The organism is Actinophytocola sp., from assembly GCF_035712165.1.
In the GTDB taxonomy this organism is placed as follows: domain Bacteria; phylum Actinomycetota; class Actinomycetes; order Mycobacteriales; family Pseudonocardiaceae; genus DASYTH01.
On sequence record NZ_DASTBH010000072.1, the window covers coordinates 1 to 5968 of the forward strand.

Annotated in this window: 6 protein-coding genes and 1 pseudogene; 6 read left to right on the forward strand and 1 reads right to left on the reverse strand. The window is 70.2% G+C overall.

What is annotated here, in order from left to right; translation table 11 throughout:
• A pseudogene (locus VFO68_RS03355) lies at positions 1-291 on the forward strand (hypothetical protein); the annotation flags it as partial.
• A 125-nt stretch (positions 292-416) separates the two neighbouring features.
• Complete coding sequence (locus tag VFO68_RS03360; protein ID WP_325156641.1) at positions 417-1088, forward strand: DUF998 domain-containing protein; 672 nt, start codon at positions 417-419, stop codon at positions 1086-1088.
• Here the strand turns inward: VFO68_RS03360 and VFO68_RS03365 are convergent.
• Positions 1034-1669 (reverse strand): helix-turn-helix domain-containing protein, encoded by a 636-nt coding sequence (locus VFO68_RS03365; RefSeq protein WP_325156642.1) that lies wholly within the window; start codon positions 1667-1669, stop codon positions 1034-1036. The genes VFO68_RS03360 and VFO68_RS03365 overlap by 55 nt on opposite strands.
• 147 nt (positions 1670-1816) lie before the next feature.
• On the opposite strand from VFO68_RS03365, the gene VFO68_RS03370 reads away from it, so the two are divergent.
• The 4 genes from VFO68_RS03370 to VFO68_RS03385 all read left to right on the forward strand — a co-directional run.
• Positions 1817-3139 (forward strand): Xaa-Pro peptidase family protein, encoded by a 1323-nt coding sequence (locus VFO68_RS03370; RefSeq protein WP_325156643.1) that lies wholly within the window; start codon positions 1817-1819, stop codon positions 3137-3139.
• Positions 3123-4133 (forward strand): thiamine pyrophosphate-dependent dehydrogenase E1 component subunit alpha, encoded by a 1011-nt coding sequence (locus VFO68_RS03375; RefSeq protein ID WP_325156644.1) that lies wholly within the window; start codon positions 3123-3125, stop codon positions 4131-4133. Before VFO68_RS03370 ends, VFO68_RS03375 begins: the two co-directional genes overlap by 17 nt.
• The gene (locus VFO68_RS03380) at positions 4121-5110 is read left to right on the forward strand and encodes an alpha-ketoacid dehydrogenase subunit beta (protein WP_325156645.1); all 990 of its coding nucleotides are present in this window, start codon (positions 4121-4123) and stop codon (positions 5108-5110) included. The genes VFO68_RS03375 and VFO68_RS03380 overlap by 13 nt, the downstream gene beginning before the upstream one ends.
• Positions 5111-5140: 30 nt before the next feature.
• The coding region (locus VFO68_RS03385) for an amidohydrolase family protein (protein WP_325156646.1) at positions 5141-5968 on the forward strand (828 nt) is incomplete at its 3' end.

A 5968-nucleotide genomic window follows, 5' to 3' on the forward strand; every position in this document is an offset into this window, starting at 1 on the left:
CCGGCCATGGTCGCCGGAGTGCTGGACTGGGGCGGTTACGCCGATGTCGTGATCCTGCATGACGAGCAGTACGCGGTGGCCTACCGGACGCCGACCGGGCCTGACGCCGACGTGTTCGCCCCGACCGTGGTGTTCTGGTCCTACGCGAGCTGTCCGGTGTGGACGCTTCGGGCGCTGCTCACCCTGGCCCCGCACGGGCACCCGGACGCGCCGGCCACCCTCACCGCCGCGCCGGCTGGGCTGGGCCTGCCAACTGAGCACCGGTTGCCGGTGCGGGTGCGCAAGCGGTGAGGCCCGCCGGGCCGCCGCGCTGCGGCGCGCGGCGCCGCAGGCGCCGCGCGGCGGGGTCGGCACCCCTGGACTGGGTAAAGCTCTCTTTAACAACTACCGCACCGGGGCGTCGCTAGCCTGGGGGCGTGGCCCGGTTGAGTCTTTTCGCCCTGGTGGTGGGCGTTGGGCTGATGCTGTCGTTGCACGTCCTGCCGCCCACCGACCGGATCAGCCCGGTGCGCCGCACGCTGAGCGAATACGCGCTGGGGCCGAACAAGTGGATGTTCGACCTGGCGGTGCTGGCGGTGGCGGCCGGGTCGGCCTTGCTCTTCGGGGAGTTGGTGCGGCGGCGGGCGGTGCGGGCGTGGTCCGCGCCGGTGTTGCTGGGTGCGGTGTGGACGGTCAGCCTCATTGTCGTCGTCGCCTTCACCAAGACCAACTGGGCGATCGGGCCGAGCTACGGCGGGCTGGTGCACCGGTACGCGAGCGTGGCCGGCTGGGTGGCGTTGCCGCTCGCGGTGATCCTGGTGGCCGGCGCGGTGTTCCCGGACGCGGCGGGGTGGCGCTGGGCGGCGCGCGGGCTGGGCATCGTGACCCTGCTGTGGTTCGGCGCGATCCTGGTCGGGGTGGTGAACATGCTCGCCGGCGGCGGCCCGTGGTGGCGGTTCCTGCCGCTGGGCATCGTGGAGCGCGGCATGGCGGCCAGCGCCGTCGCCGCGATCGCGGCACTCGTGCTGGGCCTCGTAGTGGGCGCAGCGCGGCCCTACTCGGCCACGAACCAGACGCCGACCGCCGGCTCGGTGCCGTCGTTGCGGTAGCTGTGCGGGGTGGTGGACTCGAACGAGAACGAGTCGCCCGCGGCGATGTGGATCTCCTCGAAGCCCAGCGTGAGCACCAGTTCGCCGCTGATCAGGTAACCGAACTCGGCACCGTCGTGGCGCATCAGGCCGCCGTTGCTGGCCGAGGTGCCGCCGGGCGGGTAGGTCACCATCAGGAAGTCGACGGAGTGCGGCGGCAGCTCGCCGAGCCGCTCCCAGATGACGCCGGTGTCGAGGGTGAGCGCCTGCCGGTCGGCGGCGTGCACGACCGGACCGACGCGCAGGCCCCGCGACGAGCCGAGCGCGTCGAGCAGGGTGACCGGGGCGGCGGTGGTTCGGGCGGGTGCGGGGGCCTCCGGCTCGCGCAGCGCGGCGTCGAACACCTCCTGGATGGACACGCCCAGAGCCGAGGTGATGGCGTAGAGGGTGCTGACCGACGGCTGACTCTTTCCGTTCTCGATCTGGGAGATCATGCTGGCCGACACCCCTACCTCGCCGGCCAGTGCACGCAGGCTGACGCCCCGGTTGATCCGTTCCTCCCGGATCCGTTGGCCCAGCGACGGCAGGTCCGACGTGGCCATCGGGCGACTCCTTCAAGCGGTACTGAACAGCACGGTCGTACGGCATTATGCGCCCTCGGTGCGGTGTTAAGTGACACTTGACACACGTCGAGCCCGGTTTTACGGTCGGCTGGCACGCCTCCCCAACGATGCGGATCGAGGTGCCCGATGGCCATCCGCACCTACGGACAGAACGCGGTCGACTGGGAACAGCGGGTGGATCTCGACCGGCTGCGCGTCGAACGCCTGGCCCGCCTCAAGGACACGCTCGACCGGTCCGACCTCGGCGCCCTGCTCACCTTCGACTTCGCCAACATCCGGTACATGACGTCCACGCACATCGGAACCTGGGCGATGGACAAGCTGATCCGGTTCGCCGTCCTGCCCCGTGGCGGCGAGCCGGTCATCTGGGACTTCGGTTCCGCCGCCAAACACCACCAGCTCTACAACCCATGGCTGGACGGGGAGTCCCGGGCTCGCGCCGGGATCTCCACGCTGCGCGGGGCATTCCATCCGAATGCGGGCATCGCCACCGAGGTGGCCCGCAAGGTCGCCGCCGTGCTCGCCGAGCACGGGCTGGCCGACGACCCGGTCGGGGTCGACCTGGTCGAGATGCCGATTCTCTTTGCCCTGCAAGCACAAGGGCTGGACGTCGTGGACGGTCAGCAGGTCTTCCTGGAAGCCAGGAAGATCAAGACGCCGGACGAGATCGGTCTGCTCGCGCAGGCCTGCTCGATGGTGGACGCGGCTTATGAGGAGCTGTACGGGTTCCTGCGTCCCGGCGTGCGCGAGAACGAGTGCGTCGCGTTGGTCAGCAAGGTGCTCTACGAACTGGGCAGCGAGTACGTCGAAGGGGTCAACGCGATCTCCGGGGAACGCTGCTCGCCGCACCCGCACGTGTACTCGGACCGGCTGATCCGGCCCGGCGACCCGGCGTTCTTCGACATCCTGCACAGCCACCTCGGCTACCGCACCTGCTACTACCGCTGCTTCGCGGTGGGCAGCGCGAGCCGGGCGCAGCGCGACGCCTACACCCGCTGCCGCGAGTACATGGACCAGGCGATCGCGCTGGTCCGGCCGGGCGCGACGACCGCCGACATCGTGTCGGTGTGGCCGCGCGCCGAGGAGTTCGGCTTCGCCAACGAGGAGGCGGCGTTCGCGCTGCAGTACGGGCACGGCGTCGGACTGTCCATCTGGGAGAAACCCATCTTCTCCCGGCTGGTGTCGCTGGACCATCCGGAGACGCTGGAGGAGGGCATGCTCTTCGCGCTGGAGACCTACTGGCCGGCCGACGACGGCTGGTCGGCGGCCCGGATCGAGGAGGAGGTCGTGGTCACCGCGAACGGCTGCGAGGTGATCACCAAGTTCCCGGCCGAAGAGCTGCTGGTCGCCGGGCGCAAGTACTGGACCGCGGGCGGGTCGCTGAACACGTTGCGGGAGTCGCAGTCCCACCTCAACACGGACAAGAACGGCAATGGACACCACCACTAGAGCACCGGTGCACGCCGGCCCGGCCGCCGAGCTGCTCGACCTCTACCAGCAGCTCGTGGTGATCCGGCGCACCGAGAAGGCGGCGCACGACCTTTTCCTTGCCGGGCTGGTGAAAGGCACCACGCACCTGGCGGCCGGGCAGGAGGCGGTCGCGGTCGGGGCATCGGCGGCGCTGCGCCCGGACGACTACGTGTTCGCCACCTACCGCGGCCACCATCACGCGATCGCCCGGGGCGCCACGCCCGAGGAGTGCCTGGCCGAGCTGATGAGCAAGGCGACCGGAGTGTGCAAGGCCAAGGGCGGTTCCATGCACCTGACCAAGGCATCGCACAACATGCTCGGGTCCTACGCGATCGTCGGCGCGCACCTGCCGATGGCCACCGGCGCGGCCTGGTCGGCTCAGCTGCGCGGCACCGAACAGGTGGCGGTGGCGTTCTTCGGCGACGGGGCGACGAACATCGGCGCGTTCCACGAGGCGCTCAACCTGGCCGCGGTGTGGCGGCTTCCGGTGATCTTCGTGTGCGAGAACAACCTCTACATGGAGTACACCCCGATCGCGACGGTGACGTCGGTGCCGGACCCGGCCGCCGGCCGGGCCCCCGCTCATGGGATTCCGGCCGAGATCGTCGACGGGAACGACGTGCTCGCGGTGTTGGACTCGACCCGGGCGGCGGTGCAGCGGGCGCGCGTCGGCGGCGGCCCGACGGTGATCGAGGCGCGCACCTACCGGCATTACGGGCATTCCCGCACCGATCCCGGCAAGTACCGGCCGGAGGACGAGGTTCGCGACTGGATGGCGCGCGACCCGTTGATCGTGGCGCGGGAACACCTGCGGCGGTTGGAGGTCGACGACGCCGACATCGAACGGGTCGACGCCGCGGCGGCGCGGATCGTCGCGGCCGCCGTGGACGCGGCCAAACAGGCGCCCGAGGCCGATCCGGCCGAGGCGTTCACCGACGTCTGGGCCGACGGAGGTGCGCAGTGGCGGACGTGACCGGCCCGATCACCTACCGGGAAGCGGTGGCCGAGGGCATCGCCCGGGAGATGCGGCGCGACGAGTCGGTGGTGTGCCTCGGTGAGGACATCGGCGCGGCCGGCGGCGTGTTCAAGACCACCGTGGGCCTGTACGAGGAGTTCGGCCCGCGGAGAGTGTGGGACACCCCGATCTCCGAGCAGGCCATCGTGGGCGCCGCGATGGGCGCCGCGATGACCGGGATGCGCCCGGTCGCCGAGATCATGTTCTCCGACTTCCTGGCCTGCTGCTGGGACTATCTGGCCAAAGAGATCCCGAAGGTGCGGTACATGACCGGCGGGCAGGTCACCGTGCCGATGGTGGTCCGCACCGCCAACGGCGGCGGGCTCGGGTTCGGCGCGCAGCATTCGCAGGCCACCGAGAACTGGGCGTTCAGCGTGCCCGGCCTGAAGATCGCCGCGCCGTCGACGCCCGCCGATCTGGTCGGCCTGATGGCTTCGGCGATCCGCAGCGACGACCCGGTGGTCTTCTTCGAGCACAAGGGCTTGTTCGCCAGCAAGGGCCCGGCCGCGCCACCCGACCACGTGGTTCCGCTCGGCGCGGCCAACATCGTGCGGCCGGGGCGGGACGTGACCGTGGTCGCGTTGGCCGCCACCGTGCCGACCGCGCTGTCGGCGGCGGAGGTCCTTGCCGCGGACGGGATCGCGGTCGAGGTGGTGGATCTGCGCTGTCTGGTTCCGCTGGACATGGCGACGGTTCTCGACTCGGTGGCCAGGACGTCCCGGCTGGTCATCGTCGAGGAGAACCCGTACCAGGGCGGCTGGGGAGGCACCGTGGCCGCCATCGTCGCCGATGAGGGGTTCGAGTTCTTGGATGCGCCGATCCGGCGGGTGGCGTCGGCCTGTGTGCCGCTGCCGTTCGCCGACCGGCTCGAGGACGAGGTCATTCCGACCGTCGACAAGGTGGCCGACGCGGTGCGCCGGCTGGCCGTCTTCTGATTCCCAACCAGCGCCAGGAGAGGATTGACGATGAGTACCCGCACCCTCATCAAGGGCGGCCAGATTCTGAGCATGGACGGCGAGATCGGCGACCTGCGCGGCGACGTCCTGGTAGAGGACGACAAGATCGTCGCGGTGCAGCCGGAGATCAGCGCGGACGCCGAGGTGATCGATGCCAGCGGCCACATCGTGATCCCGGGTTTCGTGGACACCCACCGGCACACCTGGGAGGCCGCGATCCGCGGCAGCGCGCCCAATGCCACCCTGGACGACTACTTCGTCGACATCCTGGACACCTTCGCGCCGCTGTACCGGGCGCAGGACGTGTACGCGTCGAACCTGGCGGGCGCGCTGGAATGTCTCAACGCCGGCATCACCACGCTGGTGGACTGGTCGCACATCAACAACACCCCGGAGCATCCGGACGCGGGCATCAAGGGCTTACAGGAGGCGGGAATCCGCGCGCAGTACGCCTACGGCAGCGCCAACCTCTCGCTCGCCGACTACTGGTTCGAAAGCAAGATCGCCATCCCGGGCGAGGACGTGCGCCGGATCCGGGAGACCTACTTCTCCTCCGACGACGGCCTGCTGACGATGGCGCTGGCCACCCGCGGCCCGGGGTTCTGCGTCGATGACGTCGTCCGTGCGGAGTGGGCACTCGCGCGGGAACTGGGCATCCCGATCACGGTGCACGTGGCCATGGGCCGGGTGGCCGGCCGGTTCGGGATGATCTCGCAGCTGCACAACCTCGGCCTGCTCGGGCCGGACACCACCTACATCCACTGCTGCTACTTCAGCGAGGACGAGTGGCGCCTGGTGGCCGAGTCCGGCGGCACCATCTCGATCGCACCGCAGATC